Annotated in this window: 26 protein-coding genes and 1 tRNA gene; 12 read left to right on the top strand and 15 right to left on the bottom strand. The window is 69.5% G+C overall.

What is annotated here, in order from left to right:
* Window positions 1–163: 163 nt before the first annotated feature.
* The 8 genes from ABT034_RS02950 to ABT034_RS02915 all read right to left on the bottom strand — a co-directional run bounded on the left by ABT034_RS02950 (window position 164) and on the right by ABT034_RS02915 (window position 6,138).
* Window positions 164–1,009: a DUF1206 domain-containing protein gene (locus ABT034_RS02950; protein ID WP_351210594.1), complete on the bottom strand. Its 846-nt coding sequence runs from the start codon at window positions 1,007–1,009 to the stop codon at window positions 164–166.
* Between the two features lie 812 nt (window positions 1,010–1,821).
* A complete protein-coding gene (locus ABT034_RS02945) occupies window positions 1,822–2,478 on the bottom strand; it encodes a contact-dependent growth inhibition system immunity protein (protein ID WP_351210592.1) in 657 nt (218 codons plus the stop codon).
* Window positions 2,479–2,491: 13 nt separating this feature from the next.
* Window positions 2,492–2,791 (bottom strand): RNase A-like domain-containing protein, encoded by a 300-nt coding sequence (locus ABT034_RS02940; RefSeq protein WP_351210590.1) that lies wholly within the window; start codon window positions 2,789–2,791, stop codon window positions 2,492–2,494.
* Window positions 2,792–2,837: 46 nt separating this feature from the next.
* Window positions 2,838–3,398: a hypothetical protein gene (locus ABT034_RS02935; RefSeq protein WP_351210588.1), complete on the bottom strand. Its 561-nt coding sequence runs from the start codon at window positions 3,396–3,398 to the stop codon at window positions 2,838–2,840.
* Between the two features lie 27 nt (window positions 3,399–3,425).
* Window positions 3,426–5,195, bottom strand: coding sequence for an RNase A-like domain-containing protein (locus ABT034_RS02930; protein ID WP_351210586.1), 1,770 nt, complete (start codon window positions 5,193–5,195; stop codon window positions 3,426–3,428).
* The gene (locus tag ABT034_RS02925; RefSeq protein ID WP_351210584.1) at window positions 5,195–5,497 is read right to left on the bottom strand and encodes a WXG100 family type VII secretion target; all 303 of its coding nucleotides are present in this window, start codon (window positions 5,495–5,497) and stop codon (window positions 5,195–5,197) included. Before ABT034_RS02925 ends, ABT034_RS02930 begins: the two co-directional genes overlap by 1 nt.
* Window positions 5,498–5,516: 19 nt before the next feature.
* Window positions 5,517–5,918 (bottom strand): WXG100 family type VII secretion target, encoded by a 402-nt coding sequence (locus tag ABT034_RS02920; protein ID WP_351210582.1) that lies wholly within the window; start codon window positions 5,916–5,918, stop codon window positions 5,517–5,519.
* Between the two features lie 149 nt (window positions 5,919–6,067).
* Window positions 6,068–6,138: transfer RNA gene (locus ABT034_RS02915), tRNA-Gly, on the bottom strand.
* A gap of 403 nt (window positions 6,139–6,541) precedes the next feature.
* On the opposite strand from ABT034_RS02915, the gene dcd reads away from it, so the two are divergent.
* Window positions 6,542–7,117: a dCTP deaminase gene (gene dcd / locus ABT034_RS02910; RefSeq protein WP_329118768.1), complete on the top strand. Its 576-nt coding sequence runs from the start codon at window positions 6,542–6,544 to the stop codon at window positions 7,115–7,117.
* A 13-nt stretch (window positions 7,118–7,130) separates the two neighbouring features.
* On the top strand, window positions 7,131–7,628 hold the full coding sequence (locus ABT034_RS02905; protein WP_351210580.1) for a phosphoribosyltransferase: 498 nt from the start codon (window positions 7,131–7,133) through the stop codon (window positions 7,626–7,628).
* Window positions 7,629–7,694: 66 nt separating this feature from the next.
* Here ABT034_RS02905 and ABT034_RS02900 read toward each other — a convergent pair whose 3' ends face one another.
* From ABT034_RS02900 to ABT034_RS02890, 3 genes are all read right to left on the bottom strand, one after another.
* Entirely contained in the window at window positions 7,695–8,642 is a 948-nt protein-coding gene (locus ABT034_RS02900; RefSeq protein WP_351210578.1) for a Yip1 family protein, read from the bottom strand.
* Window positions 8,643–8,822: 180 nt separating this feature from the next.
* Window positions 8,823–11,084 carry a (Fe-S)-binding protein gene (locus tag ABT034_RS02895; protein WP_351210576.1) on the bottom strand — a complete coding sequence of 754 codons (2,262 nt, stop codon included), beginning with the start codon at window positions 11,082–11,084 and terminating at the stop codon, window positions 8,823–8,825.
* Between the two features lie 107 nt (window positions 11,085–11,191).
* Complete coding sequence (locus tag ABT034_RS02890) at window positions 11,192–11,680, bottom strand: sugar transferase (RefSeq protein WP_351210574.1); 489 nt, start codon at window positions 11,678–11,680, stop codon at window positions 11,192–11,194.
* Window positions 11,681–12,015: 335 nt separating this feature from the next.
* Between ABT034_RS02890 and dnaK the strand changes: the two genes are divergently transcribed.
* The 4 genes from dnaK to ABT034_RS02870 all read left to right on the top strand — a co-directional run bounded on the left by dnaK (window position 12,016) and on the right by ABT034_RS02870 (window position 16,262).
* Window positions 12,016–13,860, top strand: coding sequence for a molecular chaperone DnaK (gene dnaK / locus ABT034_RS02885; protein ID WP_351210572.1), 1,845 nt, complete (start codon window positions 12,016–12,018; stop codon window positions 13,858–13,860).
* The gene (grpE, locus tag ABT034_RS02880) at window positions 13,857–14,519 is read left to right on the top strand and encodes a nucleotide exchange factor GrpE (protein ID WP_351210570.1); all 663 of its coding nucleotides are present in this window, start codon (window positions 13,857–13,859) and stop codon (window positions 14,517–14,519) included. The genes dnaK and grpE overlap by 4 nt, the downstream gene beginning before the upstream one ends.
* Window positions 14,520–14,612: 93 nt before the next feature.
* Window positions 14,613–15,797, top strand: a complete 1,185-nt coding sequence (gene dnaJ / locus ABT034_RS02875; RefSeq protein ID WP_351210568.1) for a molecular chaperone DnaJ — start codon at window positions 14,613–14,615, stop codon at window positions 15,795–15,797.
* A 3-nt stretch (window positions 15,798–15,800) separates the two neighbouring features.
* Window positions 15,801–16,262 carry a heat shock protein transcriptional repressor HspR gene (locus ABT034_RS02870; RefSeq protein WP_351210566.1) on the top strand — a complete coding sequence of 154 codons (462 nt, stop codon included), beginning with the start codon at window positions 15,801–15,803 and terminating at the stop codon, window positions 16,260–16,262.
* Between the two features lie 67 nt (window positions 16,263–16,329).
* On the opposite strand, the gene ABT034_RS02865 is transcribed toward ABT034_RS02870, so the two are convergent.
* The gene (locus ABT034_RS02865) at window positions 16,330–16,797 is read right to left on the bottom strand and encodes a hypothetical protein (RefSeq protein ID WP_351210564.1); all 468 of its coding nucleotides are present in this window, start codon (window positions 16,795–16,797) and stop codon (window positions 16,330–16,332) included.
* Window positions 16,798–16,802: 5 nt separating this feature from the next.
* Complete coding sequence (locus ABT034_RS02860) at window positions 16,803–17,846, bottom strand: helix-turn-helix transcriptional regulator (protein WP_351210562.1); 1,044 nt, start codon at window positions 17,844–17,846, stop codon at window positions 16,803–16,805.
* 107 nt (window positions 17,847–17,953) lie between these two features.
* Here ABT034_RS02860 and ABT034_RS02855 point away from each other — a divergent pair, with 107 nt between their 5' ends.
* Both ABT034_RS02855 and ABT034_RS02850 read left to right on the top strand, forming a co-directional pair.
* Entirely contained in the window at window positions 17,954–18,217 is a 264-nt protein-coding gene (locus ABT034_RS02855) for a hypothetical protein (protein WP_351210560.1), read from the top strand.
* Window positions 18,214–18,534, top strand: a complete 321-nt coding sequence (locus ABT034_RS02850) for a Rieske (2Fe-2S) protein (protein ID WP_073811266.1) — start codon at window positions 18,214–18,216, stop codon at window positions 18,532–18,534. Before ABT034_RS02855 ends, ABT034_RS02850 begins: the two co-directional genes overlap by 4 nt.
* Before the next feature lie 103 nt (window positions 18,535–18,637).
* Here ABT034_RS02850 and ABT034_RS02845 read toward each other — a convergent pair whose 3' ends face one another.
* Complete coding sequence (locus ABT034_RS02845; RefSeq protein WP_351210557.1) at window positions 18,638–19,042, bottom strand: pyridoxamine 5'-phosphate oxidase family protein; 405 nt, start codon at window positions 19,040–19,042, stop codon at window positions 18,638–18,640.
* 123 nt (window positions 19,043–19,165) lie between these two features.
* Between ABT034_RS02845 and clpB the strand changes: the two genes are divergently transcribed.
* On the top strand, window positions 19,166–21,760 hold the full coding sequence (clpB, locus tag ABT034_RS02840) for an ATP-dependent chaperone ClpB (RefSeq protein ID WP_351210555.1): 2,595 nt from the start codon (window positions 19,166–19,168) through the stop codon (window positions 21,758–21,760).
* Between the two features lie 94 nt (window positions 21,761–21,854).
* Window positions 21,855–22,388, top strand: coding sequence for a type III secretion system chaperone family protein (locus ABT034_RS02835; protein WP_351210553.1), 534 nt, complete (start codon window positions 21,855–21,857; stop codon window positions 22,386–22,388).
* An 88-nt stretch (window positions 22,389–22,476) separates the two neighbouring features.
* On the opposite strand, the gene ABT034_RS02830 is transcribed toward ABT034_RS02835, so the two are convergent.
* Entirely contained in the window at window positions 22,477–23,646 is a 1,170-nt protein-coding gene (locus tag ABT034_RS02830) for a pyridoxal phosphate-dependent aminotransferase (RefSeq protein ID WP_351210551.1), read from the bottom strand.
* 100 nt (window positions 23,647–23,746) lie between these two features.
* On the opposite strand from ABT034_RS02830, the gene ABT034_RS02825 reads away from it, so the two are divergent.
* Both ABT034_RS02825 and ABT034_RS02820 read left to right on the top strand, forming a co-directional pair.
* Window positions 23,747–23,995 carry a hypothetical protein gene (locus ABT034_RS02825; RefSeq protein WP_351210549.1) on the top strand — a complete coding sequence of 83 codons (249 nt, stop codon included), beginning with the start codon at window positions 23,747–23,749 and terminating at the stop codon, window positions 23,993–23,995.
* Between the two features lie 261 nt (window positions 23,996–24,256).
* On the top strand, window positions 24,257–24,775 hold the full coding sequence (locus tag ABT034_RS02820; RefSeq protein WP_351210547.1) for a DUF2617 family protein: 519 nt from the start codon (window positions 24,257–24,259) through the stop codon (window positions 24,773–24,775).
* The last annotated feature ends 62 nt before the right edge of the window (window positions 24,776–24,837 follow it).

Below are 24,837 nucleotides of genomic sequence, written 5' to 3'. Positions count from 1 at the left end.
TGATCCGGCGGTACACGTGTTGACCGCTGCTGACCGTTCCGAAGGGCACGGGTGGGGCACGGTCGTCATTGCCGCGATCGTGCTCGGCATCAGCGGCGCGATCACCGAAGGACTGTTCTGCCTGCTGATCGTCGGTCCCACGCTGCCGGACGAGTTCCTCTTGCTAGGGCGCACCGGGACGTGTCCCCGGGCCCGCAGCCCCGGTCGGCTGTTCCGCCGGAGTGCCGTGCTCGGCGGCCTTGCGCCAGCGGGCTTCGCAGAACGAATACAGGCCGAACAGCAGGAGGCCCACAGCGGCGGCGATCAGCAGGGCGGGCCCTGCGGGCGTGGCGGCGAACGAGCGCAAGGTCTCGTCCAGGCCCTTGGCCTGGTTGGGGTCGTACCGCACGGCGGCCAGCAGGACGGACAGACCGGCCCCGGCCGCGACCACGCCGCACGCCACGCCGCCGACGATGCCCAGTGCCGCGATGACCCGCCGCGTCGCCGGGCGCATCTCGTCCGTCCGGAGATTCTTCTCGAACTTCCGCATCAGGCTGCGCACCAGGATCACCACGCCCACGACGATCAGGACGGCCCCGAACACGCCGACGATCACCCGGCCGCCCGGCCAGTCCAGCACCCTGGCGGTGTACTCCTTCGACGTCTCGTCACCGGGGCGGCCCCCGGCGGATCCGCCGACCAGCGCCGTCTGCACCACGCCGACACAGATCACCGCGTAGAACACCGCCATCCCCAAAGAACCCAGACGACGAGACCACTTCTCCCCGCCCTCCACCGTCTGCCCGAACGCCGCCTCGCACAGCCGCCACAGCGCCATTGCCGCCAGCCCCACCACCAGAGCCCACAGCAGAGCCCGGCCGAACGGCTGCTCGCCGAGGGTCCCCACAGCGCCGGACCGATCGGCCTCCTGGCCGCTGTCGCTGCCGAGGCCGATCCGCACGGCCAGAATCCCCACCAGTACGTAGATCACTCCCCGGGCACTGAGCCCGACCCTGGACGCGACCTCCACCGCACGACTGTCGGCCACACGCCGCCCCGGCGACTTGGGTCGAGCCGGACCGTCCTGACTGCGCTCCATATCTGGCACCTCCATGGGCCGACCCCACTGAACAGCGCGCCGTCGGCCGGGATGGGCGTCGCGGGTCAGAGCCAGTGTCCGAAGGCGTCCCCGACGTGCCCGCTGTCTGCGGACCGCGATGCCACGCCGGCCGATGTGGCGGCCAGGTTCGGGTCTCCGAGGCTGACCGGCATGTCATCACCCCCGGTCTGTTCCCTGTCTTTCCACGGTAGGGCTGTCCTAGAGGGGGAGTCACCACCCACGTGCGGACGTCCTGCACACAGGGACCTGGAATCACTCCGGAGGATCGGGGCCCGTCTACAAGTGTCCTCGAAACAATCCCTTGGGGCGACGGCTACGTGGCCGGCTTCGCCCTCCCGCTGATCGATGTGGCCGCGCTGATCTGCTCGGGCACATAGTGGCTCGGAGCCGGAGATACAACGCTCATGGCGTCACGGATGGCCGCTTCGGGCCGGAGACGACCTCTCATGGCACGCGAGCCCCGAGAGGTCTAGACAACAACGAAGCCCCAGGCCGTTGACCTGGGGCTTCGTAGAAGAGCGGATGACGGGAATCGAGAATCGAACCCGCGCTATAAGCTTGGGAATCACCGTCGCCCAGCTCGATCATATGAGGTCTGACCTGGGGAAACATGCCCTGTCGGCCTGATCTCGCAGGCTCGTGGACTCCGGTGTCGACCGCTGTTGTCCGCTCGGAAGGGCACGGTTGGGGCACGAGACGGGGCGGCTGCTCACAACCCGCGATCAGCCGCTGGACAGAGTGGTCGCCAGCGACTGGAGCCAGGCGCCGTGGGAGAACGGTTCGGGCGGGCCGACCTCCATGCCGAGTTCGGCGGCGGCGAGGGCGTAGTCGCCCTCGTCCAGGGGGAGTGCGAGCAGCTCGTGGAGCTCGCCCACAACGCGCGCGACCAGCTGGGGGTGGGTGGTGGAGGCATAGTCGGCGAGGGCGGCGTCGTGGTCGGGGAACTCGTCGACGATGTCCTGGGAGAACCAGCCGCCGAGCAACTGCCCGGTCTCCGGAAAGCGGGCGTGCCACTCCCAGTGCGTCTGCGGGGACGACGGTGCTGGTACGTCGCCTTCCTCGATGCTCTTCTTCAGGTGGTCGGCCAGCACCATCAGCCAGCCGCCGATCTCCGACTGGGGCATCCCGGTGTCAGGGATCGCATAGAACTCGCCCAGGTCCTGCCTGATGCGGCCCGGAGGGTTGCGGCTGTACTCGCGCAGCTGGCGTTCCGCCTCCGCGATGGCTGAGGGGCGGGTGTGCCAGGTGTGACGGAGGTAGGCGTCCAGCGCGCGACTGCGCTGTTCCGGGGTGTCGTCGGCCGGCTGACCCAGGTACGCGCGCATCACCTGGTCCAGCTCGCCGTACCGGCGGTCGTGTTCGAGGGGTTTCATGGACATGTGCCTGCGGCCCCTACAGATAGAACGGGACGGTCGTGTGGACGACGAAACCGTGCGGGCTCGTCGGCTCGCGGCGCAGCACCACGCGAGCCGCGCGGACGTCGACGGGGCCGCGCCCGGCCAGGAGGTCGCCTTCGAGCTGGACCCGGCCCACGGGTCCTTCGTGGGAGGGCCAGGCGGCCTCGATGGTGAGACGGGCACGTGTGCCCTGGGCGAGCCAGCGGTGAACGACCTGCTCGTTGGCGTTCACCACCTGCTGGGTGGCCCAGTGGGCGGTCTCCCGGTCGGGATAGGAAGAGGAACGGGTCAGCACGGCAGCATCCTCTCAAAGCACCTGGTCAGGGCTGCGCTCGTACGGCTCAGTAGTCGGAGAAGTTCCAGAACATGCCGACCTCGGTGTCCGAGACGACGACCAGGCCGCAGTCCTCCGAGTAGACGCTGAGCGGGCTGTACCCCCAGTTCGGGGTCGTGAAGTCGAGCGTCCCGGGCGCGGCGCCGGGCCGGTCCACGTTGGTGTGGAAAGTGGCCGAGTCTCCGTATCGAGCGAGGACTGTCCGTGCCATGGCCCGCAGTTCTTCCTCGCTCTCCGTGAAGCGCTTCAGGTTGGACAGCGTGCAGCCGTCGTCCGTGAGGGCGAGGAGAAGGTTCTCGGCGCTGTCCCGGTCGATCTCACGGAGGCGCGTCCTGACATAGCCCGGGGGGTGGGCGACGAAGGGGTACGTGGGGGACGCCGCGCGCTCCGGGTCCTGCGCCGCGTCGTCGAGGCCGGCCCAGCACCGCGGGTCCGGGACCCGGGCCATCAGCGGGAGGAGGTCGAGGACCCAGTCCTCGTGGCGGCGCGGGCCCGTGGCGTCGTACGGGTACGCATCCTCGAACAGGTGGCGTACCGCGGCTTCCCAGGAGGCCTGGTCGACGGACATGTGGTGCTGGCCTTTCTCGGCGGGGCGCTAGGACTTGGAGGGCATCGACGTCATGACGGTGAACGGTGGAGTGCGGCTACTGTCATACCGGATCCGCGTGTCGATGCCTGTGACGTCGTACGCCTTGGCGTTGATGCCGCCCTGTTTGTATCCGGACAGCGGGTCGTTCGGGTCCACCGGCTGCTTGCTCACGCTGCGGCCGCTGGTCTCGCCGTTGGGCGCCGTGGAGTAGAACGACCTGACATCGCCGCTTTCCGCCGGCGGCGGGCCCTTGATCCACGCCTCGATATCGGCCTTGCTCTTGTTGAGGTTGTACTCGGTCAGTTCCTCCGCACGCTGGTAGTTCGGGAAGGCCGAAGAGCCGCTGGGCATCGGCTTGCCGTACGGCCACGCCTGCGTCGGGCCGTTCGACTGCTGGTCACGGAGACGCTGCGCGAGCTGCTCGTCCGTCTTGCCGACGTGTTTGTCCAGGGTATGGCCGTCCCCCATGTACTCGTTGGCCGCGAGGTTCAGTTCGTAGTTGCCGTTCGAGTCGACCTTCAACCACACCTGTGAGTCCTTGAACTCCTCCAGCGCCCGTGTGCCGAAGCCGTGCGCCCGGGCCACACCTGCCTCGAACTTGGGGGCGCTCAGGTATGCCTCGTCCAGCGGCTCCTTCAGCGCATCCATGCGGGTGGTCAGACCCGCCAGGATGCCGGTGTACGTGCCGACGATGCGGTTCAGCTTGGCCGTGTCGATGTTCAGGACGGTCTTGATGTCGAACGACAGGATCAGCCCCGTGCCCTTGCCGATCACCGACGTGACGGCGCCGAGGAGATTCTTCGGACCCTTGGGCTTGGCCAGGTCTTCGATGACCTCCTTGGCGGCCTGCAACATGGCGCGGTGGAGTTCGTCCTCGACATCGCGGTTCAGGTCGACGGCGGCTTCCGCGTACTCGCGCAGGATCGTGGCGACGTTGTCCGCCGTGTCCTTGAGCACGGCCAGGACCGGCTCGCTGCCTGTGGGAAGGCGGGGCGTGCCCGGCCCGGAGTTGGCGGTCTGTGCCCATTGGTAGCCGTGCCGCTGCTGTCCCCATGCCGTCCCGCCCCACAGCGCGCTGCAGAACGTTCGCATGGCGGCTTCCCAGTCGGCCTGCTGGTGATTGGTGATGCTGCCGACGGCCTGGGTGAGCTGGTCCGCTCCCAGCGACGCGGAGATGGAGACATTCATCCAGCTGTGACAGAGCGAGTTGAGGTAGTGCTGATGCGGGAAGGGGAAGACGTCCGCCACTCTCCCGACCCGGAACACATTCTTGAACAGCGGCTGGAGAACAGCCCGGACGATCTCTGGAATGCCTTCCATCACGCGGCGCTCGATGTTGTCGCCGCCGTCGTCATCACCCCACTTGATGTCAGGTACTCCTCCGAACTTCGGGGCCTGGTCGATGACCGCGGGGCGCGGGCGCTGCTCGGCCGGCTTCCCCGGCTTGGGGTTGGCCGCCGCGTCCGCCTGGGTGTAGGCGTTGGCGGTCTCGGTGAATCCGACGGCTACGCCACCGACGCTGAGTACGGACTTGCCCCAGACCTCCAGCCAGCGGTCGCCGATCTTCTTGTACGCCTGGGCGAACTGCTGAGCCTCGCTGCCGGCGCCTCCGGCGTCGGGGTACTCGCGCAGCTCCTCCAGGAGCTTGTTGGCTCCGCGCATCAGGAAGTCCTGCTGCGCTGCGACCCGGCCCGAGACCGACCAGAGGTCGCTCGGCTTGACGTCGATGGCGCCGCTGCCGCCCGTTGACGGGGTGGGGGCGGACGGTCCGGCCATCAGGCGCCTCCCCAGCCTTCGAGTACGGACCGATTGGCCGCGGCGTAATTGAGGTGCCCCTTGACGACGACTTCGTGGAGCCAGGCCTGTGAAGCCTTGAGGTCGTCGGCGGATCGACTCCACTTGTCCAGCTCGTCGATGAAGGCCTCGCGGGCCTCGCCGTCCCAGCTGAGGACGACCTTGGTGGCCCGCCCGTACAGCGTGTCCAGCTTCTCGTTGAGGACGCGGAGGATGTCCTCCAGGTCCCCCGAAAGCCGCTGCAGGGTGGCGAAGTCGACGGTGATCCGGTCTTCGTTCGGCATGGTGCTGATCCCCCGTGGTTCAGATGCCCAGGATTCGGCTTGTCGGCCGTTCGGCGTGCGTCGCGGGCGCCGGGTCGGGAACGGCGAGGGCACGGGCGGCGGCAGAGACGTCCTCGCCTTCCTGCATGCGCCGGATCCGTCCGAGGGTGTCGAGCTCCTGCTCGGTGAAGCCGTCGCGCGAGGCGCGCATGGCGGTTTCGAGGAGGACCATCACTTGGCGGATACGTACCGCGTCCTCGGCGACGCCGCGGTGCAGGGAGCGGTACGCGGTGGCGGTGGGGCCCTGCCAGCCGGCGGCGATCCTGTCGACGACCTCGTCCATGGTGCGGGTCTGCTGCTCCAGATGACGTTGCATCTCGTCGAGGTCGTTAGCCAGCCTGGTGAGGTCGTCCTCCGAGACGTCCAGATCGGCGTTCTGCATTCTGAGCCCCCGTTCGTGGCGCTGTCCTCCGCACGTTTCCCCGCGCGGCTATTCACCCTAGGAGGCGGGCTCTGTCCCTCGGAGCGGGGCCTGGGTAAAGGCTGGAAAACGACGAAGCCCCAGGCCGTTGACCTGGGGCTTCGTAGAAGAGCGGATGACGGGAATCGAACCCGCGCTATAAGCTTGGGAAGCTCATGTTCTACCATTAAACTACATCCGCGCAGCGGCCGGGTGATCCGTGCCGCATCGTTGCACACTGTACCCCATGCGCCACTTGAGGCGAAGCTCGCCCCTTTTCGCGTACGGAGTGCCGTCCGGGGCGCCGCCCCCTTCATCCCCTAATGTGGCTGCTCGTCCAGCATGTGTGTAGGGGAAGGGACTTGATGGGTTCGATGGAGCGCACCGTCGTCCGTTGTGCCGAAGGGCATGTGTTCAGTACCGCCTCGTTCCCGTTGCAGCAGCTCGGGGCTGCGCGGATCGGGCCCGGGCGGCTCATTCGGTGTCCGCGGTGTGCGCGGCTGCGGCATGCGGTGCCGGTGGAGCTCGGGCGGCGCTGACGGGGTGCCGGGGCGCGGATGCCTGCCGATTGCGGCAGCTCCGCGCCCCCTGCGTATCGTGGGGGCGTGCTTCTCTCAGACAAGGACATCCGGGCCGAGATCGATGCCGGACGGGTACGCATCGACCCGTACGACGAATTCATGGTGCAGCCCTCGAGCATCGACGTGAGGCTTGACCGCTTCTTCCGGGTGTTCGAGAACCACCGCTACCCCCACATCGACCCCGCCGTCGAACAGCTCGACCTGACCCGTGAGGTCGAGCCCGAGGGCGACGAGGCGTTCATCCTCCACCCCGGCGAGTTCGTGCTCGCCTCGACCTACGAGGTCATCACCCTCCCGGACGACATCGCGTCCCGGCTCGAGGGGAAGAGTTCCCTCGGGCGGCTCGGTCTCGTCACCCACTCGACCGCCGGCTTCATCGACCCCGGCTTCTCCGGGCACGTGACGCTGGAGCTGTCGAACCTCGCCACCCTGCCGATCAAGCTCTGGCCGGGCATGAAGATCGGGCAGCTGTGCATGTTCCGGCTGAGCTCGCCCGCCGAGTTCCCGTACGGGAGCGAGCGGTACGGCTCCCGGTACCAGGGCCAGCGGGGGCCGACGGCCTCCCGGTCGTTCCTGAACTTCCATCGGACCCAGGTGTGAGGCGGTCGCAGTCATGAGTGAAGTACGCGAGAACCTGACGTACGAGGGTTTCGGGCGTGCCGTCCGCGAGCTGGCGCAGACCGTCGCCGACGACGGTTACGAGCCCGACGTCGTGCTGTCCATCGCCCGCGGCGGTGTCTTCGTCGCCGGTGGGCTTGCCTACGCCCTCGACTGCAAGAACATCCACCTGGTGAACGTCGAGTTCTACACCGGCGTCGGCACCACGCTGGAAATGCCGGTCATGCTCGCGCCCGTCCCGAACGCGATCGACTTCAGCGACAAGAAGGTCCTCATCGCCGACGACGTCGCCGACACCGGCAAGACCCTCAAGCTCGTCCACGACTTCTGCGTCGACCACGTCGCCGAGGTCCGTTCGGCCGTCATCTACGAGAAGTCGCACTCCCTCGTGAAGTGCGAGTACGTGTGGAAGAAGACCGACGAGTGGATCAACTTCCCCTGGTCCGTCGAGCCGCCCGTCGTCAAGCGCGAGGGTCAGGTTCTCGACGCCTGAGAAACGTTGCTGCGGTACGTGAAAGGCCCCCACCGGCACTCCGGTGGGGGCCTTTCGCTTCGCTTCCTACAGCGTGCCCAGCTTGATCAGGCTGAGCAGCGCCACCAGCTGGATCGCCGACGCGCCCAGCGCCTTCGGCCACGGCAGGTCGTGCGAGCGGCTCACCATGACGGTGAAGAGCGCTCCCGCCGCCAGCCAGGTCAGCCAGCCGATCACCTGCACGAGGCCGTTCTCGCCGCCCAGAAACAGCGCGAAGATCAGCCGGGGCGCGTCCGTGATCGACATGATCAGCATGGAGAGGCCCACGGTCGGCTGCCAGGCCCCGTCGCCGCCCAGCTGGCGCGCCAGCGTGTGCGTGACCGCGCCCAGGATGAGCCCGCCGACGACGAAGCCGAGGGCGGTCATCAGGACGTACGGGATCGCCGTCGACAGGGTCGCGTTGATCGCCTCTTCGCGCGCCTTGTCGAAGCCGAAGATCGCGAGCAGCCCGTAGAGGAACGTCACGACCAGCGCCGGGCCCCAGACGGCGTGGTCCCGCATCCGCAGGAACGTGTCCGCCGGGCGCAGCACGATGCCGCTCAGGAGGGCCTTCCAGGGCAGCCGGGGGCCGATGGGGGCGAGCGGTGCGGCCTGGTGGCCCGCGCCGGGGCCGCCCTGGCCGTACGGGTCGTCGACGCTGAACATCTGGGTGTGGCCCGGGTTGTTCGCCGCCGTCGCCGCGTGCTGCTGCTGGTGGTGCTGGTGCGGGTCGCCGAAGTACTCCGGCTCGCCGTACGGCTGCTGCTGTTGCCCCTGCTGCCCGTACGGCTGCTGTCCCCGCTGCCCCTGCTGCCCGTACGGCTGCTGCTGTCCCCGCTGGCCGTACTGCTGCCCGTACTGCTGCCCCTGCGGTGGCTGCTGCCACTGCTGCTGCGGGTACGGCGGCGGGGCCGCGCCCGGCCCGTACGGCGCCTGCTGCGGTTGTTGTTGCGGGGGGCGGTTGTCCCGGCCGCGTCCGTTCCTGAATCCAGCCACGTCGTCGAACGTACCCGCTTTCGCCGTACCGGCGCTCCTCCGGCGGATGCTTGCCACTGAGCTGTGACATCCCCTAGGGGGCGGACGACCCCCTGAGGCGTACAGAGACGGCGTACGGAGGCGTACGGGAAAGGGCCGCCCCGCGTCGTCGCGGGGCGGCCCTCTCTCACCTACCGGGCTCTACTGCGCCGGCTCCGGTTCCGGCTCCTCCGCCGGCTGCGGTTCCGGGTCCACCGGGGTCTTCACCGAGTCGAGGAGCAGCTGGGCCACGTCCACGACCGTGACGGACTCCTTGGCCTTGCCGTCGTTCTTCTTGCCGTTGACCGAGTCGGTCAGCATGACCAGGCAGAACGGGCAGGCGGTGGAGACGATGTCCGGGTTGAGGGACAGGGCCTCCTCGACGCGCTCGTTGTTGATGCGCTTGCCGATGCGCTCCTCCATCCACATCCGGGCACCACCGGCGCCGCAGCAGAAGCCGCGCTCCTTGTGGCGGTGCATCTCCTGCTGGCGCAGGCCGGGGACGGCGGACATGATCTCGCGCGGCGGCGTGTAGACCTTGTTGTGGCGGCCCAGGTAGCAGGGGTCGTGGTACGTGATCAGACCGTCGACCGGGGTCACCGGGACCAGCTTGCCCTCGTCGATGAGGTGCTGGAGCAGCTGCGTGTGGTGGATGACCTCGAACTCGCCGCCCAGCTGCGGGTACTCGTTCGCGATCGTGTTGAAGCAGTGCGGGCAGGTCGCGACGATCTTCTTCGCCGACTTCGGCTTCTTCGTCGACTCGTCCTCGTCGTCCTCGCCGAACGCCATGTTCAGCATCGCGACGTTCTCCTGGCCCAGCTGCTGGAACAGCGGCTCGTTGCCCAGGCGGCGCGGGGAGTCGCCCGTGCACTTCTCCTCGCCGCCCATGATCGCGAACTTGACGCCCGCCATGTGGAGGAGTTCGGCGAAGGCCTTCGTCGTCTTCTTGGCCCGGTCCTCCAGGGCGCCGGCGCAGCCGACCCAGTAGAGGTAGTCGACCTCGGTGAGGTCCTCGACGTCCTTGCCGACGATCGGGACCTCGAAGTCGACCTCCTTGGTCCACTCGACGCGCTGCTTCTTCGCCAGGCCCCAGGGGTTGCCCTTCTTCTCCAGGTTCTTGAGCATCGTGCCCGCCTCGGACGGGAACGCGCTCTCGATCATCACCTGGTAGCGGCGCATGTCGACGATGTGGTCGATGTGCTCGATGTCCACCGGGCACTGCTCGACGCAGGCGCCGCAGGTGGTGCAGGACCACAGGACGTCCGGGTCGATCACGCCGTTCTCCTCGGCGGTGCCGATGAGGGGGCGCTCGGCCTCCGCGATCGCCGATGCCGGGACGTTCGCCAGCTGCTCCGGCGTCGCCTTCTCGTTGCCCTCCATGTCCTTGCCGCCGCCGGCCAGCAGGTACGGCGCCTTGGCGTGCGCGTGGTCGCGCAGCGACATGATGAGGAGCTTCGGGGAGAGCGGCTTGCCCGTGTTCCAGGCGGGGCACTGCGACTGGCAGCGGCCGCACTCGGTGCAGGTGGAGAAGTCGAGGATGCCCTTCCAGGAGAACTGCTCGACCTGGGAGACACCGAAGACGGCGTCCTCGGCCGGGTCCTCCCAGTCGATCTCCTTGCCGGCCGTGGTCATCGGCTGGAGCGCGCCGAGGGCGGTGGAGCCGTCGGCCTCGCGCTTGAACCAGATGTTCGGGAAGCCGAGGAAGCGGTGCCAGGCGACACCCATGTTCGTGTTGAGCGAGACCGTGATCATCCAGGTGAAGGACGTGACGATCTTGAGCGCCGCGACGAAGTACGTGAGGTGCTGGATCGTGCTCAGGTCGAGGCCGTCCAGGAGCGCGATCAGCGGGTACGAGGCGAAGAAGCCCGGCTCCCAGCTCGTCACGTGGTGCTGGACGCCTTCGAGGGCGCGCAGCGTCATGATGCAGAGGCCGACGATCAGGATGACGGCCTCGACGAAGTAGGCCTGGCCCGTCTTGGAGCCGGTGAAGCGGGACTTGCGGCCCGCTCCGGTCGGCCGGTTGAGCTGCCGGATCACGATGAGGGTCACGATGCCGAGGACCGTCATCAGGCCGAGGAACTCGGTGAAGATCTCGTACGGCAGCCAGTCGCCGATGATCGGGATCAGCCAGTCGGCCTGGAAGAGCTGGCCGAAGGCGTTGACGATCGTCAGGAGCAGGGAGAAGAAGCCCACCGCGACGAACCAGTGCGCGAAGCCGACGATGCCCCAGCGGTTCATCCGCGTGTGGCCGAGGAACTCCTTGACCAGCGTGATGGTGCGCTGTGTGGGGTCACCGGTACGCGTGCCGGCGGGCACCGGCTGACCGAGCCGCACGAAGCGGTAGATCTGCACGGTGGCGCGGCCGAACAGCGCGACGGCCACCACCGTGATGGCGATCGACACGATGATCGCTGCGAGTTGCATGAAGGGCTCCTCGGGCGGGCCTACTAAGCGGTAACTTATCGAGTTCCTGCTGAGATTACCCGGTCGCGGCTCCGCGCTGTAGCGGCGCTCGCGGTGATGTGTGTCGCTCAGGCAAACCTTGCCGCGCGACGCCTGCGTACAGCTGGAAGCGTACGCGCCAGGATCCTCAGATCCATCCCCAGCCAGTGGTGGTCCACATAGTGGAGGTCGAGCAGCTCGCGCTCCTCCCACGGCAGGTCGGAGCGCCCGCTGATCTGCCACGGGCCGGTGAGGCCGGGGCGTACGGAGAGCCGGCGGCGTCCCTCGCCCGCGCACTCGCGGTGGGACGGGGCCAGCGGGCACGGCCCGACCAGCGACATCCGGCCACCGACGACGTGCAGCAGCAGGGGCAGCGCGGCCAGCGGGCTCCGGGTGCGGAAGGTCAGCATCGTGAAGGGGCGCCCCTCGAGGCCCGCGACCGTGCGGCGGCGCAGAACGCCGTGGCCGGGCGGTGCGGCGGCGAGGGCGACGGACGCGGCGACGGCGACGAGCAGCGGGGAGAGCAGGACCAGGAGGGCGAGCCCGCCCACGATGTCGAACGTGCGCTTGGCCGTCATTCCCCACACCCTTCCGAGGCGTCGACCGGCCCTTGAGACCTTGGGATGGCTGAGAATCATGGGATATTCGTGGAATATGCCTGCTTTGTCCGGCAAGGAGCACCCGGACTCTCTCATGCCGCACCCCGCCCGGTCCCGGATCGACGCGCACGCCCGACCCCGCGCGAGCCCGCCCCCGACCCCGCGCGAGCCCGCCCGACCTGCGCTCCCGCCCGGCATGAGCGCGTCAGCGGGCGAAGAGTTGAGTCGGCTCCACTCAGGTCTGTTGACGCGATGGGGGTCGTCATGCATCCTTGAGTCAGATCCACTCAAGTACGTCAGCTGGAGGAACCGAAATGGCACGTGCGGTCGGCATCGACCTGGGCACGACTAACTCCGTCGTCAGCGTTCTGGAAGGCGGCGAGCCCACCGTCATCACCAACGCCGAGGGTGCCAGGACCACGCCGTCCGTCGTCGCCTTCGCGAAGAACGGCGAAGTGCTCGTCGGCGAGGTGGCCAAGCGTCAGGCCGTCACCAACGTCGACAGGACCATCCGGTCGGTCAAGCGCCACATGGGCACCGACTGGAAGATCGAGATCGACGGCAAGAACTTCAACCCGCAGCAGATGAGCGCCTTCATCCTGCAGAAGCTGAAGCGCGACGCCGAGGCCTACCTGGGCGAGAAGGTCGTCGACGCGGTCATCACCGTCCCGGCGTACTTCAACGACTCCGAGCGCCAGGCCACCAAGGAGGCCGGTGAGATCGCGGGCCTCAACGTCCTGCGCATCGTCAACGAGCCGACGGCCGCCGCTCTGGCGTACGGCCTCGACAAGGACGACCAGACGATCCTCGTCTTCGACCTCGGTGGCGGCACCTTCGACGTGTCCCTCCTGGAGATCGGCGACGGCGTCGTCGAGGTGAAGGCCACCAACGGTGACAACCACCTCGGTGGTGACGACTGGGACCAGCGCGTCGTCGACTACCTGGTGACGCAGTTCCAGAACGGCCACGGCGTGGACCTGGCCAAGGACAAGATGGCTCTCCAGCGTCTCCGCGAGGCCGCGGAGAAGGCGAAGATCGAGCTGTCGTCCTCGACCGAGACCTCGATCAACCTGCCCTACATCACGGCGTCCGCCGAGGGCCCGCTGCACCTGGACGAGAAGCTCACGCGCGCCCAGTTCCAGCAGCTGACCTCGGACCTGCTCGACCGCTGCAAGGTGCCGTTCCACAACGTCATCAAGGACGCGGGCATCCAGCTCTCCGAGATCGACCACGTCGTCCTCGTCGGCGGCTCGACCCGCATGCCGGCCGTCGCCGAGCTCGTCAAGGAGCTGACCGGTGGCCAGGACGCCAACAAGGGCGTCAACCCGGACGAGGTCGTCGCCATCGGCGCCGCGCTCCAGGCCGGTGTCCTCAAGGGTGAGGTCAAGGACGTCCTGCTCCTCGACGTGACCCCGCTGTCCCTCGGCATCGAGACCAAGGGAGGGATCATGACCAAGCTCATCGAGCGCAACACCACGATCCCGACCAAGCGGTCCGAGATCTTCACGACGGCCGAGGACAACCAGCCGTCCGTGCAGATCCAGGTCTACCAGGGCGAGCGCGAGATCGCGGCGTACAACAAGAAGCTCGGCATGTTCGAGCTGACCGGTCTGCCGCCGGCCCCGCGTGGCGTCCCGCAGATCGAGGTCGCCTTCGACATCGACGCCAACGGCATCATGCACGTGACCGCGAAGGACCTGGGCACGGGCAAGGAACAGAAGATGACCGTCACCGGTGGCTCCTCGCTGCCGAAGGACGAGGTCGACCGGATGCGCCAGGAGGCCGAGCAGTACGCGGACGAGGACCACCGCCGCCGCGAGGCCGCCGAGTCCCGCAACCAGGGCGAGCAGCTCGTCTACCAGACGGAGAAGTTCCTCAAGGACAACGAGGACAAGGTCCCCGGTGACGTCAAGGCCGAGGTCGAGGCCGCGCTCGTCGAGCTGAAGGAGAAGCTCAAGGGCGAGGACACCGCGGAGATCCGTACCGCCACCGAGAAGGTCGCGGCCGTCTCCCAGAAGCTCGGCCAGGCGCTGTACGCCGACGCCCAGGGCGCCCAGGCCGCCGGCGGCGAAGCCGGTCAGGGCCAGGCCCAGGCCGACGACGACGTCGTCGACGCCGAGATCATCGACGACGAGCCCAAGAAGGGTGGTCAGGCGTGACCGAGGAGACCCCGGGCTTCGAGGAGAAGCCCGACGTCCCCTCCGGCGCCACCCCTGACGACGCCGCCGAGACCGTCGAGTCCTCCGCCAAGGAGGACCCGACGGCCCCGGCCGGGGACGCAAGCAGCCAGAAGTCGGCCGGTACCGCGGGCCTCACCGCCCAGCTGGACCAGGTCCGTTCCGCGCTCGACGAGCGCACCGCGGACCTCCAGCGGCTCCAGGCCGAGTACCAGAACTACCGCCGCCGCGTGGAGCGGGACCGGGTCACGGTCAAGGAGATCGCCGTCGCGAGCCTCCTGACCGAGCTCCTCCCCGTACTCGACGACGTCGGCCGGGCCCGGGAGCACGGCGAGCTCGTGGGCGGCTTCAAGTCGGTCGCCGAATCGATGGAGACCGTCGTCGCCAAGATGGGTCTGCAGCAGTTCGGCAAGGAGGGCGAGCCCTTCGACCCGACGATCCACGAGGCCCTGATGCACTCGTACGCGCCGGACGTCACCGAGACGACCTGCGTGGCGATCCTGCAGCCCGGGTATCGGATCGGCGAGCGGACCATCAGGCCCGCCCGCGTGGCCGTCGCCGAGCCCCAGCCGGGCGCGGCCCCGGCCAAGGAGGACGGCACGTCGGCCGACGAGGAGAGCGGTGCCCCCGAGGAGGGGTGACGCGCCGATCGTCGGAGCAGGGGTGACCGCCGGAGTCCCGGCGGTCACCGGAGCAGTGACGGACACCGGAGCAGTCCGGAAGGAGGGACGTCGATGAGCACGAAGGACTTCGTCGAGAAGGACTACTACAAGGTCCTCGGCGTCCCCAAGGACGCCACCGACGCCGAGATCAAGAAGGCGTACCGGAAGCTCGCCCGCGAGAACCACCCGGACGCCAACAAGGGCGACAGCAAGGCGGAAGCGCGCTTCAAGGAGATCTCCGAGGCGAACGACGTCCTCGGCGACCCCAAGAAGCGCAAGGAGTACGACGAGGCCCGCGCCCTCTTCGGGAACGGCGGCTTCCGGTCACCCGGCGGCCCCGGCGGCGGCTCGTTCAACTTCGACCTGGGCGACCTCTTCGGCGGCGCCCAGGGCGGCCACGCCGGAGCGGGCGGCTTCGGCGGCGGTGGCGGGATCGGGGACGTCTTCGGCGGCCTCTTCAACCGCGGCGGGGGTGCGGGAGCCCGTACCCAGCCGCGGCGCGGCCAGGACATCGAGTCCGAGGTCACGCTCAGCTTCACCGAGGCCATCGAGGGCGCGACCGTACCGCTGCGGATGTCGAGCCAGCAGCCGTGCACGGCGTGTTCGGGCACCGGCGACAAGAACGGCACCCCCCGGGTGTGCCCGACCTGCGTCGGCACCGGGCAGGTCTCGCGCGGCAGCGGCGGCGGCTTCTCGCTCACCGACCCGTGCGTGGACTGCAAGGGCCGCGGCCTGATCGCGGAGAACCCCTGCGAGATCTGCAAGGGCAGCGGCCGGGCCAAGTCCTCCCGCACCATGCAGGTCCGCATCCCGGCGGGCGTGAGCGACAACCAGAAGATCCGGCTGCGCGGCAAGGGAGCGCCGGGCGAGCGCGGCGGGCAGAACGGCGATCTGTACGTCGTCGTGCACGTCGACGTCCACCCGGTCTTCGGCCGCAAGGACGACAACCTCACCGTCACCGTGCCGGTCTCCTTCACGGAGGCGGCGCTCGGCGGCGAGATCAAGGTGCCGACCCTCGGCGGCCCCGCGGTCACCCTCAAGCTGCCCGCGGGCACTCCGAACGGCCGGACCATGCGCGCCCGCGGCAAGGGCGCGATCCGCAAGGACGGCACCCGCGGCGACCTCCTCGTGACGGTCGAGGTCGCGGTGCCGCAGGAGCTGGACGACAAGGCACGTGACGCCCTGGAGACCTACCGCGAGGCGACCGCCTCCGAGGACCCGCGGGCGGAGCTGTTCCAGGCCGCGAAGGGAGCGTGACCCGTGGACGGGCGCCGACGACAGCCGGGATTCGGCAGCAGGGCGTACGAACTGACCGACGAGTCGCCGGTGTACGTCATCTCGGTGGCGGCCCAGCTCTCGGGCCTGCACCCGCAGACCCTGCGGCAGTACGACCGGCTCGGCCTGGTCTCCCCGGACCGCACGGCCGGCCGGGGCAGGCGCTACTCGGCCCGTGACATCGAGCTGCTCCGCCAGGTGCAGCAGCTGTCGCAGGACGAGGGCATCAACCTGGCCGGAATCAAGCGGATCATCGAGCTGGAGAACCAGGTCGCGGCGCTGCAGAGCCGGATCGCCGAACTGTCGGCCGCGGTCGACGGCGCGGCGGCGGCGATGCGGCAGCGCGAGGCCCAGGTGCACGCCTCGTACCGGCGCGACCTGGTGCCGTACCAGGACGTGCAGCAGGCGAGCGCCCTCGTGGTGTGGCGCCCCAACCGCGGCGAGTAGTACGCGACACGCGCCCGAGGCCCCTTCCGTTCCGACGGAGGGGGCCTCCCGCATGTCAGGCGTCAGGTCAGGGGATCAGCTCGGACACGATGTCGCCCACCGTCTCCCACCAGGGCGCGGCGCCCGTCCCGAAGGCCGCGGCGAGCGCGGTGCCGAGGGCGATGTCGCGGGGGGTCGCGCCGGGTTCCCAGGTGTCGATGACCCGGCCGTCGCCCGAGCTCTGGAGTGTGCCGATCCGCCGCCTGCCCCGGAGGAGGCGGCTCTCGACGTACCCGCAGGGGATCAGCCGGTAGCGCGTGCCGCCGGTCCGTACGTCGACCCGGTAGGAGCGCCGCAGGAGCCGTCCGCGGGCCGGCCGGATGGTGGCGGGGGCCCCGTCCACGGTGAGGGTGAGCAGGGCGGCCCTGCGGGTCCCGATGGGGATGTGGGTGTCGGGGCGGGCCCCGGGGGCACGTACGAGCTCCACGGTGGGCAGCTCGTAGCCGGAGACCCGCAGGGTTCCGGCGGGGCCGTCGAGGTCGATCTGTGCGTACACGGTGGTCAGTCGTTCCGTCCGATGCCGGTCAGGTGCCGCGCGGGGCGGTTGTCCCCGTCGAGGATGCCGGACCGGGCGATGAGGTAGCCGAGCTGGGCCCGGCTGCCGCTGCCGAGGGCGGCGGCGAGTTTGGCGATGTGGGCGCGGCAGGTGCGCACGTTCATGCCGAGGCGGCGGGCGATGGCCTCGTCGACGTGGCCCTCGACGAGGAGCTTGGCGATGGAGCGCTGGACGCCCCCTATGCCGTCCACGGAGGGGCTGTACGGGATCTCCTCCTCCCAGGGCACGCCGTGCAGCCAGAACTGGTCGAAGACGCCGACGAGGTACTGGACGAGGCCTTCGTGGCGCAGTTCGAGGGCGACCTGGCGGTCGCTGCGGGCGGGCACGAAGGCGACCTTGCGGTCGACGATGATCAGCCGGTCGACGATCTCTTCCAGGGTGCGCAGTTCGAGCCCGTAGGGGGCGACCCGTTCGACGTAGGCGAGGGTGGCGGGGTGGTGCCGGGCGGTGTGCTGGTAGAGCGTCCGCATCCGGACACCGCGGTCGAGGAGCGGCTCCATGCGGCGCAGGGCCGCTTCGAGGGTCTCGGGGCGGCGGCCGCTGCCGGGCTGGATGGTGAGGAGTTCCTCGGTGCACTCGTTGATGGCGCGGTCGAGGGCGGCGTTGATGACACTGAGGCCTTCGAGGACGGTGATCGCCTGGGTGCCGGAAGGATCCTGCGTGTGGAGGGCCATGAACGGCTCGAACGCGTCGGCGAGGGCGATGGCGTGCTGCCGGCGGGCCTGTATCTCCTGCTCGATGGGGTGCACGAGCTGGCTGAGGGCGATCGACGGCGGTACGGGGCGCAGCCACTGGCTGTCGTCCGGGTCCGGGTGCAGGAGGGAGAGCGCCCTCAGACAGGGGGCGGCTTCGGCGTCGGCGCGGGCTATGCGGCCGGTGCGGAGAGCGTTCGCATAGAGCTCCTTGCCCACGTCGCATAGGTCACCGTGACTGTGCTTATGACCGGACTCGTCGCATTCTCGCCTCATTTGCACCCCCCTCAGGGTCATGAATTACAGGAACATGATGCCCGGCGTGGCTGGTGAAAGGGGGCGTGCGTGAGCCATCGTCTTACTCGCGGGGGGGAGGTAGTGATCAAAAGAGGTGGAGATCGGTCATGACCAGGATCGTTCGTGCACTTGGCGCCATAGCCGTCGCGGCGGCTGCACTCGGCGCACTCGCCGTCGGCGAGCCCTCGTGGGAGGTCGCCCCGGCGCACTCCGTGGCGGGGTCGGACGAGCCCTCGTGGGAGATCGCTCCGGCGCACTCCGTGGTGGCGGCCCCGGAGGAGCCCTCGTGGGAGAGCGCTCCCGCGGACATCGTCCTCGCGGCACCCTACGAGCCGTCCTGGGAGATCCCTCCCCGGGGCGCGGGCGCGTGACCGTGCCGCCGGACGACCCCAGGTTCCGCCGGGAGATGGCTTCGGCCTACCGATCCGGATGGCACTTCGTCGACCTCGCCACGGCCATCCCCCACCGTGGCGACTCGCTGAAGGTCACCCTCTTCGGAGAGCCGATCGTCGTGGCACGGGAGCAGGACGAGGACGTCCGCGCCTACCGCTGCCTCCGCCGGCCCCGCGGCGCCCCGCAGCCCATCCGCTGTGCCATCCGGTACGGCATGATCTTCGTCAACCTCGACCAGCGGGACCACCAGCTGATCGAGCCCGAGACCATCACCGCCACCCCCCGCAGTGCCTGAGCGATTCCCCCGTCGTTGTAGATCGCTCCGGCACTTCCCCCACACAGCGGCGCCATCGCGGACCTGAAACGCGATGGCGCCGCTGTGCTGCGTCCAGGAGATCTCAGGCGCGGCCCATCGCCCGCGTGAGGGCGATCTCGATGACGACCCGGTCCGGGTTCGGGGTCGGCGTGCGCCCGTAGCGGTCCGCGTAGCGGTCCACGGCGTCCGCGACGACCTCGGCCTCCGTACGGATGCGGGCGACGCCCTCCAGGGTGGCCCAGCGCCCCTTGTCGACCTGGCAGACCGCGACCCGCGCGCCGTCCGCGCCCGCCGCCAGGACGTTGGCGACCTTCCGGCTGTGCTTGTTGGTGATGACCCGCGCGTACCCGTTCTCGGGGTCGTACGTGACACCGACCGCCACGACGTGCGGGGTGCCGTCCGGGCGCGGGGTGGTCAGGGTGCACATGTGGTACTCGCGCCAGAAGGTGAGGTACGAGTCGGAGGGGTTCCGCGGATCAGTCGCCATGCCCGGAAACTACCCGGGCCCCGGCCCCCTCCGACACCTTGAGCGGAATAGGCTCAACTTTGTGTACCTTGGAAGGGTCATAGAACGAGAGAGTGACCACGACCCCGAGGAGGAGCACCGACCGTGGACGCCGAACTGACCAACCGGAGCCGGGACGCGATCAACGCGGCCAGCAGCCGCGCCGTGTCCGAGGGACACGCGGACATGACACCGGCCCACCTTCTCCTGGCGCTGCTCACGGGTCAGGAGAACGAGAACATCACCGACCTGCTCGCCGCCGTCGGGGCCGACCAGGCGGTCGTCCGTACCGGCGCGGAGCGGCTGATCGCCGCCCTGCCGAGCGTCACGGGGTCCACGGTCGCGCCCCCGCAGCCCAGCCGCGACCTCCTCGCGGTCATCGCCGACGCCGACCGGCGGGCGAAGGAGCTCGGCGACGACTACCTGTCCACCGAGCACCTCCTCATCGCGCTCGCGGCCAAGGGCGGCCAGGCCGGTGAGATCCTCGACCGGCAGGGCGCGAGCGCATCGGAGCTGCTCGACGCGTTCGAGAAGAGCAGGGGAGGACGCCGGGTGACCACACCCGACCCGGAGGGTCAGTACAAGGCGCTGGAGAAGTTCGGTACGGACTTCACGGCCGCCGCACGCGAGGGCAAGCTGGACCCGGTCATCGGCCGGGACCACGAGATCCGGCGGGTCGTGCAGGTGCTGTCCCGCCGCACCAAGAACAACCCGGTCCTCATCGGTGAGCCCGGCGTCGGCAAGACCGCCGTCGTCGAGGGCCTCGCCCAGCGGATCGTGAAGGGCGACGTGCCCGAGTCGCTGAAGAACAAGCGGCTGGTCTCGCTCGACCTCGGCGCGATGGTCGCAGGGGCCAAGTACCGGGGCGAGTTCGAGGAGCGACTGAAGACCGTCCTCTCCGAGATCAAGGCGAGCGACGGCCAGATCATCACCTTCATCGACGAGCTGCACACGGTCGTCGGCGCGGGCGCCGGCGGCGACTCCGCCATGGACGCGGGCAACATGCTGAAGCCCATGCTGGCCCGTGGCGAGCTCCGCATGGTCGGCGCGACCACCCTCGACGAGTACCGCGAGCGGATCGAGAAGGACCCCGCCCTGGAGCGCCGCTTCCAGCAGGTCCTGGTCGCCGAGCCGACGGTCGAGGACACCATCGCGATCCTCCGCGGCCTCAAGGGCCGGTACGAGGCCCACCACAAGGTGCAGATCAACGACTCCGCCCTGGTGGCAGCCGCGACCCTCTCCGACCGGTACATCACCTCCCGCTTCCTCCCCGACAAGGCCATCGACCTCGTCGACGAGGCCGCCTCCCGGCTCCGGATGGAGATCGACTCGTCCCCGGTCGAGATCGACGAGCTCCAGCGCTCCGTGGACCGGCTCCGCATGGAGGAGCTGGCCCTCAAGAACGAGACGGACGCGGCGAGCAAGCAGCGCCTGGAGAAGCTGCGCCGCGACCTCGCCGACCGCGAGGAGGAGCTGCGCGGCCTCACCGCCCGCTGGGAGAAGGAGAAGCAGTCCCTCAACCGGGTCGGTGAGCTGAAGGAGCGCCTCGACGAGACCCGCGGCCGCGCCGAGCGCGCCCAGCGCGACGGAGACTTCGACACCGCGTCCAAGCTGCTGTACGGGGAGATCCCGGCCCTGGAGCGGGAGCTGGAGGAGGCGAGCGAGGCCGAGGCCCAGCAGGAGTCGTCCAAGGACACCATGGTCAAGGAGGAGGTCGGCCCCGACGACATCGCGGACGTCGTCGGCGCCTGGACCGGCATCCCCGCCGGGCGGCTCCTGGAGGGCGAGACGCAGAAGCTGCTCCGGATGGAGGACGAGCTCGGCAGGCGGCTCATCGGCCAGTCCGAGGCCGTCCAGGCGGTGTCCGACGCCGTGCGCCGCACCCGCGCCGGCATCGCCGACCCCGACCGGCCGACCGGCTCCTTCCTGTTCCTCGGCCCGACGGGCGTCGGCAAGACCGAGCTGGCGAAGGCGCTCGCCGACTTCCTCTTCGACGACGAGCGGGCCATGATCCGCATCGACATGTCGGAGTACGGCGAGAAGCACAGCGTCGCCCGGCTCGTCGGCGCGCCTCCCGGCTACGTCGGCTACGAGGAGGGCGGTCAGCTCACGGAGGCGGTCCGCCGCCGCCCGTACAGCGTGGTCCTGCTCGACGAGGTGGAGAAGGCGCACCCGGAGGTCTTCGACGTCCTGCTCCAGGTCCTGGACGACGGGCGGCTCACCGACGGCCAGGGCCGGACGGTGGACTTCCGCAACACCATCCTGGTCCTGACGTCGAACCTCGGCAGCCAGTACCTGGTCGACCCGCTGACCACGGAGGACGTGAAGAAGCAGCAGGTCATGGACGTGGTCCGGGCCAGCTTCAAGCCGGAGTTCCTCAACCGGCTCGACGACCTGGTCGTCTTCTCCGCCCTCGACCGGGCCGAGCTCGGCCGGATCGCGCGGCTCCAGATCGACCGCCTCGCGAAGCGGCTCGCCGAGCGGCGGCTCACGCTCGACGTCACCCCGGAGGCCCTGGAGTGGCTCGCCGAGGAGGGCAACGACCCGGCGTACGGTGCCCGGCCGCTGCGCCGCCTCATCCAGACGGCGATCGGCGACCGGCTCGCCAAGGAGATCCTCGCGGGCGAGGTCCAGGACGGCGACACGGTCCGGGTGGACCGCTTCGAGGACGGCCTGATCGTGGGGCCCGCGGGACGCTGACCATCAGGCTCGGCTCATCCGACCGGCCCGGGGTTGCCACAACCCGCCCGGCATGGGGGAGGATGGCGAGCATCCGTACGAAGGGAAATACACGGTGAGCATCGACCCGTCCTCGATTCCGAATTTCGGGGGCCAGCCCCAGCCTCAGGCCGCAGGACCGGCGGGCCCCGTCGTCCCCGACCAGGACCTCGTCAAGCAGCTCCTCGAGCAGATGGAGCTGAAGTACGTCGTCGACGACGAGGGTGACCTCGCGGCGCCGTGGGAGGAATTCCGCACGTACTTCATGTTCCGCGGTGAGGACGAGCAGCAGGTCTTCTCGGTGCGGACGTTCTACGACCGCCCGCACTCCGCCGACGACCGCGCGCGGATCCTCGACGCGATCGACGACTGGAACCGCCGCACCCTGTGGCCGAAGGTCTACACGCACCTGCACGAGGAGGAGGACGGCTCCGCCACCCTCCGTCTCATCGGTGAGGCCCAGATGCTGATCGGCACCGGCGTCGCCCTGGAGCACTTCGTGTCCTCCACGGTCAGCTGGGTCCGCGCCTCCATCGAGTTCGACAAGTGGATCGTCGAGCAGTTCGGTCTGGAGACCCCCGAGCAGAAGGCGGGCGACGAGGAGGCCTGAGCCTCCCCGCCCACCCGATCGTCACGAGAGCCCGGCCCCCTCGGAGGGAGGCCGGGCTCTCGTACGTCCCCGGGTGCGCGTACGCGCCTCAGCCCAGCCGCTTGAGCCGCGAGACGGCCTCCTCCAGGACCTCGGTCTTCTTGCAGAAGGCGAAGCGGACGAAGGGGGCTCCGGCCTCGCGGTGGTCGTAGAAGACGGCGTTGGGGATGGCGACGACCCCGGCGCGCTCCGGCAGCGAGCGGCAGAAGGCGAAGCCGTCGCCGGTGCCGAGCGGGCGGATGTCGGTGGTGACGAAGTAGGTGCCCGCCGGCCGGTAGACCTCGAAGCCCGCCTGAGCGAGGCCCTCGCCCAGCAGGTCCCGCTTCGCCTGGAGGTCGGCGCGGAGGGTGTCGAAGTACGCGGCCGGGAGCCGGAGCGCCTCGGCGATCGCGTACTGGAACGGGCCCGAGGAGACGTACGTCAGGAACTGCTTGGCCGAGCGGACGGCGGAGGTCAGCGCGGGGTCCGCGGTGATCCAGCCGACCTTCCAGCCGGTGAACGAGAAGGTCTTGCCGGCCGATCCGATGGTGACCGTGCGCTCGCGCATGCCGGGGAGGGTCGCGATCGGGACGTGCTCTGCGCCGTCGAAGACGAGGTGCTCGTACACCTCGTCGGTGACGACGAGCAGGTCGCGTTCGACCGCGAGCTCGGCGACGGCGGTCAGTTCGGCCCGGGTGAGCACGGTGCCGGTCGGGTTGTGCGGGGTGTTGAGGAGGATCAGCCGGGTCCGGTCGGTGACGGCGGCCCGCAGCTCGTCCAGGTCGAGGACGTAGGACCCCTCGTGCGGGCGGAGGGTGACGGGGACCCTCGTCCCCCCGGCCATCGCCACGCAGGCGGCGTACGAGTCGTAGTACGGCTCCAGGGCGATCACCTCGTCACCCGGCTCGACGAGCGCGAGCAGCGCCGCCGCGATGGCCTCGGTGGCACCGGCGGTGACGAGCACCTCCGTGCCCGGGTCGTGGTCGAGGCCGTACCGCTCCCGCTGGTGGTCGGCGATCGCCGCACGCAGCTCGGGGACGCCGGGGCCGGGCGGGTACTGGTTGCCGCGACCGTCCCGCAGCGCGCGGACCGCGGCCTCCCGGATCTCCTCGGGGCCGTCGGTGTCGGGGAAGCCCTGGCCGAGGTTGATCGCGCCGGTCCTGGCGGCGAGCGCGGACATCTCGGCGAAGATCGTCGTCCCGAACTCGGCGAGGCGGCGGTTGAGCGGCGGTCGTGTCATGACGGCCATCCTGGAGCCAAGCTCTGGACTTGCTCAAGTGCGCTTTGACGCAAGGACGGAGTGGGAATCTCCCTCGCACAGAAGAACGGGGGTAGTACAGATGGAATTCTTCATCGTGACCGGCATCGCTCTCTTCGTGATCATGGTCGTCATCGGCGTGGCCGTCGCCGTCCACAGCACGCAGGGCGGCGACCCGCGGTCCGTCCGGTCGCGCGGTGGCCGGTCGAGGCACAGCACCTGGGCCGACGGCGGCGGGGGCGCCGGCTGCGGCGGCGGGAGCAGCTCCTGCGGTTCCGGCGGGTCGAGCTGCGGCGGGGGAGGTGGCGGCGGCTGCGGTGGCGGCAGCTGAGCACACGTCATCGCTCTCCGCGCGGACCTGTTTGATCGATTCTGATTGAACAATTGAACTGTGGGGTCCCCGAAGGGGTTGGAAAACACAGCAAGTTGGGTAAAACCGCTGCGAGTCGCTCGGCGTCCGTGGTTCTCTCGCTCCTGACAGAGACAGCCCTCGGACCGTGTGTGGACCCGAGCCGGCGATTCCCCACTGCCGTTGAACCCTCTCCGGGGCGCCCCCGGCCCACCCGTCAAACCGTGTTTGCGGAGCCGACCCATGCTCACCACCCTGAACACCTCCTACACCGACACGCGCGCGGCCGATCTGGCCTGGGCCCTCGGGCGTGAGCCGTTGCCCGCCCTCGCCGTGCTCGACATCCAACTCGACGGCGCCGAGCTTCAGTTGAGGCTGCTCGGCGCCTCCCATCAGGTCCTCCTCGAAGAGGAGGGCCGCAGCTGCTCGGAGACCGTCGCCTGTATGCCGGGCAGCAGCACCCCGCTCCCGCTCGGCGTCTCCAAGCGCGTCGGCGAATGGGAGTACGAATTCGCCGCACGCGTCGAGACGCTCTCGCACGGCTCCTTCGCGGGCCGTGCGCAGGAGTTGCTCGCACTCGTCGCGGACCATCCCAACGGACTCGCGGGGACCTTCCCCGGCTCCCCGCACGCCTTCACGGCGATGCTGGCGCAGCGCCACGAAGGCCAGGTGCGCTGGCGCACCTGGCACGCCTACCCGCAGGAAGGGCAGTTGGTGGTGACCAGGACCCGTATCGGCGCACGTATGCCCGCAACGCTCTGATACGCCCTCCCGGAGCCCCAGGTGCACTCGTGTGGGTGACAAAGAGTGTGAGAGTCGTGACG

The organism is Streptomyces sp. NPDC002773 (genome assembly GCF_040295605.1).
In the GTDB taxonomy this organism is placed as follows: Bacteria; Actinomycetota; Actinomycetes; order Streptomycetales; family Streptomycetaceae; genus Streptomyces.
This window is presented reverse-complemented; position numbering and strand designations above follow the sequence as displayed.

Bases quoted from the DNA above. Each gene is read 5' to 3' on its own strand.
- ABT034_RS02945 (WP_351210592.1), bottom strand. From the start codon at position 2,478: ATGTCCATGAAACCCCTCGAACACGACCGCCGGTACGGCGAGCTGGAC.
- ABT034_RS02935 (WP_351210588.1), bottom strand. From the start codon at position 3,398: ATGTCCGTCGACCAGGCCTCCTGGGAAGCCGCGGTACGCCACCTGTTC.
- ABT034_RS02930 (WP_351210586.1), bottom strand. From the start codon at position 5,195: ATGGCCGGACCGTCCGCCCCCACCCCGTCAACGGGCGGCAGCGGCGCC.
- ABT034_RS02925 (WP_351210584.1), bottom strand. From the start codon at position 5,497: ATGCCGAACGAAGACCGGATCACCGTCGACTTCGCCACCCTGCAGCGG.
- ABT034_RS02920 (WP_351210582.1), bottom strand. From the start codon at position 5,918: ATGCAGAACGCCGATCTGGACGTCTCGGAGGACGACCTCACCAGGCTG.
- ABT034_RS02905 (WP_351210580.1), top strand. From the start codon at position 7,131: ATGAGTGAAGTACGCGAGAACCTGACGTACGAGGGTTTCGGGCGTGCC.
- ABT034_RS02895 (WP_351210576.1), bottom strand. From the start codon at position 11,084: ATGCAACTCGCAGCGATCATCGTGTCGATCGCCATCACGGTGGTGGCC.
- ABT034_RS02890 (WP_351210574.1), bottom strand. From the start codon at position 11,680: ATGACGGCCAAGCGCACGTTCGACATCGTGGGCGGGCTCGCCCTCCTG.
- dnaK (WP_351210572.1), top strand. From the start codon at position 12,016: ATGGCACGTGCGGTCGGCATCGACCTGGGCACGACTAACTCCGTCGTC.
- dnaJ (WP_351210568.1), top strand. From the start codon at position 14,613: ATGAGCACGAAGGACTTCGTCGAGAAGGACTACTACAAGGTCCTCGGC.
- ABT034_RS02860 (WP_351210562.1), bottom strand. From the start codon at position 17,846: ATGACCCTGAGGGGGGTGCAAATGAGGCGAGAATGCGACGAGTCCGGT.
- ABT034_RS02855 (WP_351210560.1), top strand. From the start codon at position 17,954: ATGACCAGGATCGTTCGTGCACTTGGCGCCATAGCCGTCGCGGCGGCT.
- ABT034_RS02845 (WP_351210557.1), bottom strand. From the start codon at position 19,042: ATGGCGACTGATCCGCGGAACCCCTCCGACTCGTACCTCACCTTCTGG.
- ABT034_RS02830 (WP_351210551.1), bottom strand. From the start codon at position 23,646: ATGACACGACCGCCGCTCAACCGCCGCCTCGCCGAGTTCGGGACGACG.
- ABT034_RS02825 (WP_351210549.1), top strand. From the start codon at position 23,747: ATGGAATTCTTCATCGTGACCGGCATCGCTCTCTTCGTGATCATGGTC.
- ABT034_RS02820 (WP_351210547.1), top strand. From the start codon at position 24,257: ATGCTCACCACCCTGAACACCTCCTACACCGACACGCGCGCGGCCGAT.